Origin of the sequence: Rhodoferax sp. UBA5149, from assembly GCF_002413825.1 — a bacterium.
In the GTDB taxonomy this organism is placed as follows: Bacteria; Pseudomonadota; Gammaproteobacteria; order Burkholderiales; family Burkholderiaceae_C; genus Rhodoferax.
The window spans coordinates 1722-5170 of sequence record NZ_DHXT01000091.1; the positions used below are offsets into that span (position 1 = coordinate 1722).

Genomic DNA, 3449 nt, shown 5'->3' on the forward strand with positions numbered 1-3449 from the left:
ATGGCGATGGCCAAAGGCAGGCCGATGGCCGACCAGACCGAATAGCGCCCGCCGACCCAGTCCCAAAAGCCAAATGTGGTGCTGATACCAAAGGCGTTGGCCGCCGCCACGTTGGTGGTGAGCGCGGCGAAGTGGCGGGCGATATCGGTACCGCCCTGCGCTTCGAACCAGGCCTTGGCCGAGAGCGCATTGGTCATGGTCTCGATGGTGGTGAAGGTCTTGCTGGCAATCAAAAACAGGGTGCTCGCTGGCTTGACGCGTTTGAGCACAGCGGCCAGCTCGTGCCCGTCGACATTCGAGACGAAGTGGAAGCGCTTGCCCGGCAGCACGAACGCATCGAGCGCCAGCACCGCCATTTGCGGGCCGAGGTCGGAGCCGCCAATGCCGATGTTCACCACGTCGGTGATCGACTCATCCGCGCGCACGGTTTGCGCGTAGGCCAGCATGGCGTCCAGCGTGGCATGCACTTGCGTCAACTCATTTGCTACATTATTTGTAGCATCTTGCGCTTTATCCACGAGGGCTAGAGGCGGATTTCTTAATAACCAGTGCATCACCGCGCGCTGCTCCGTGCTGTTGATCTTTTCACCGGCAAACATGGCGTCCCGATGCTGCTCGACACCGGTCTGGCGCGCCAGATCAAACAGCAGCTGCTGCGTCGCGCTATCGATCAGGTTCTTGGACAGGTCGGCAAACACATGGGGCGCGGTTTGGCTGAACGCCTCAAAACGGCCGGACTCTGCGGCAAACGCGGCACGCAGATCGAAGGCGTGGCCACTGGTATCGAAAGCGGTCTGCAGTGCGCCCCAAGCGGGCGTGCGGTCACAACGCGTGCGGTTCATGATCAAGCCGCCAGCAGCAGTCGGTCCAGCTTGACCGCATCAACACAAAACGCGCGTATGCCCTCGGACAGTTTCTCGGTGGCCATCGCGTCTTCATTGAGGGCGAAGCGGAAGCCTGCCTCGTCGTAATGAAGGGGCGCCAGATCAAGCGACTGGGCAGCCTCAGCCGTCAAGGCGCGCTCCAGCGGGGCTTTGCTGGCAGCCAACTTGGCCAGCAAATCCGGGCTGATGGTGAGCAGGTCGCAACCGGCCAGTGCCGTAATTTGCCCGACATTGCGAAAACTTGCGCCCATCACCTCGGTGGCAATGCCGAATTTCTTGTAGTAGTTGTAGATTTGTCGCACCGACTTGACGCCGGGGTCATTGGTACCCGCGTTGTCGGCTTCCACCCAGCCGGGTCCCGCAGACTTTTTATGCCAATCGTAAATGCGGCCCACGAAAGGCGAGATCAGCTGCACCTTGGCCTCACCACAGGCCACCGCCTGGCTGTGCGAGAACAGCAGGGTCAGGTTGGTGTGAATGCCGCGCTGCTCCAGCTGCCTGGCGGCTTGAATACCTTCCCAGGTCGCAGCCACCTTGATTAGCACGCGGTCCATGTGGATGCCCTGCGCCTGGTACAGCGCGATGAGGCGCTCGGCCCGCGCGATGCTGGCGGGGGGGTCAAAACTCAAACGGGCATCGACCTCGGTGGACACGCGCCCCGGAATGATGGACAGTATCTCAACGCCAAAACGCACCAGCAGCCGGTCCATGATTTCGTCCAGCGCACGCCCACGGTACTGGGCCACGGTGTCCGCCAGCAAGGACTGGTAATCGGGCTTTTGCACCGCCTTCAGGATCAGCGACGGATTGGTGGTGGCGTCTTGCGGCCGATAAGCGTCCATCTGCTTGAAATCACCGGTGTCAGCCACCACGGTGGTGAATTGTTTGAGGGCATCGAGTTGGTTCATGCTGCCATTATCCGGTGGCCGCTGAGCCGCTGGTAACGGGCGGGTTACACGCGCTTGACAAGCGACGCGCACGAACGGAGTTACAAGATATTTGTGAAATCATGAAACTAAGTTACATTACCCGCTTGATTTTGTTTGACACCCTAACTTCATTTCATCCATGAGCTTCGACCTTGTAATGTTTGGTGCTACCGGCGACTTGGCTTGGCGCAAGCTGATGCCCGCCCTGTTTCAGGCCTTTCGCCATGGCACGCTGCCCGAGGGCGGCCGCATCATCGGCGTCGCCCGCGACGAGCTCAGCGATGAGCAGTTCCGCGCCCTGATCTGTTCGCGCTTTGACAATGTGGAGCTGCCCAAACGCCCGAGCGCGGAAGAGTTCACACGGTTTGCGGCTTTACTCGAATTCGTGCGCATGGATTTATCCAAGCCCGATGACTACGCCCTGCTGGCCGCTTCACTGGCCAAACGCCAGGCCCACACCGTGGTCATGTACGTGGCCACCGCGCCCGCCCTCTTCACCACGGTGTGTGAACAGCTGGCTAGCGCCGGGCTGAACACGCCCCGGACCCGTGTCGTGCTCGAAAAACCCCTGGGTCATGACCTGGCAAGCAACCGCGCGATCAACGAAACCGTGCGCCGGGTCTTTGGTGAAAAGCAGGTCTTTCGCATTGACCATTACCTGGGCAAGCCGGCGGTGCAAAACCTGTTTGCACTGCGTTTTGGCAACTCCCTGTTTGAGCCCCTGTGGCGGCGCGAACATATTGCCAACATCCAGATCACGATCGCCGAGGATCTGGGTGTGGAAAAACGCGGTGCGTTTTATGAGACCACCGGCGCCCTGCGGGACATGGTGCAAAACCATGCCCTGCAACTGCTGTGCGCCATTGGCATGGAGCCGCCCATCAACGCCCACGCCGACGCCATCCGCGATGAAAAACTCAAGGTCTTGCGCTCGCTCAAGCCCTGGACCGCCGAGGCATTGACGCAGGACGTCATTCGCGGCCAGTATGCGGCCGGCACCATCTCAGGGACCCCGGTGGCCGCCTACCGCGAAGAGACCGGCGTCAGCCCGCAAAGCCCTACCGAAACCTTTGTCGCCTTGCGCACCGAGATCTCCAACTGGCGCTGGGCCGGCGTGCCCTTCTATATCCGCACCGGCAAGCGACTGGCCGGACGGGACGCCCGCATTGTGGTGAATTTCCGGCCGACGCCGCACGCCATCTTCAATTCGCAAATCGACGTCGCGAATCGCCTGGTCATCAACCTGCAGCCCAAGGACGGCCTGGAGTTGCATCTGCTGGCGCAGGGGCAAACCAATCGCCAGGGCACCCAGGCTTCGTCACAGACACTGGTGCCCGTGCAACTGGATCTGGACTTTGACAAACGTTTTGGCTCGGAGCGCGTGGGCGCGTATGAACGCCTGCTGCTGGACGTGATCGACGGCCGCCTCAACTTGTTTGTTCGCAGCGACGAGCAGGAAGAAGCATGGCGCTGGGTCGAGCCGATCCTTGAGCACTGGAAAAATGACATGCAGGGCCCGCGCCTTTATGCGGCCGGCACCTGGGGTCCCAGTGCGTCCAGCGCCATGATTGCGCGCGACGGATTTTGCTGGGCCGAAGAGACATGAGCCCCCCCGCTCGCCACTGCGTGTGCTGCG

The 3449-nt window shown here is 61.2% G+C and carries 2 protein-coding genes and 1 pseudogene; 1 reads left to right on the plus strand and 2 read right to left on the minus strand.

The genetic code is table 11. The features are described from left to right. Together B3V69_RS07830 and tal are read right to left on the minus strand one after the other, a co-directional pair. Window positions 1-842 (minus strand): annotated as a pseudogene (locus B3V69_RS07830) (glucose-6-phosphate isomerase); the annotation flags it as partial. A 2-nt stretch (window positions 843-844) separates the two neighbouring features. Next, the gene (gene tal / locus B3V69_RS07835) at window positions 845-1792 is read right to left on the minus strand and encodes a transaldolase (protein ID WP_296445365.1); all 948 of its coding nucleotides are present in this window, start codon (window positions 1790-1792) and stop codon (window positions 845-847) included. Window positions 1793-1952: 160 nt separating this feature from the next. Here tal and zwf point away from each other — a divergent pair, with 160 nt between their 5' ends. Then, window positions 1953-3419 carry a glucose-6-phosphate dehydrogenase gene (zwf, locus tag B3V69_RS07840; protein ID WP_296445367.1) on the plus strand — a complete coding sequence of 489 codons (1467 nt, stop codon included), beginning with the start codon at window positions 1953-1955 and terminating at the stop codon, window positions 3417-3419. Window positions 3420-3449 lie beyond the last annotated feature (30 nt).

What these genes read in the sequence shown, in the direction of transcription:
- zwf (WP_296445367.1), top strand. Translation starts at nt 1,953, where the DNA reads ATGAGCTTCGACCTTGTAATGTTTGGTGCTACCGGCGACTTGGCTTGG.
- tal (WP_296445365.1), bottom strand. Translation starts at nt 1,792, where the DNA reads ATGAACCAACTCGATGCCCTCAAACAATTCACCACCGTGGTGGCTGAC.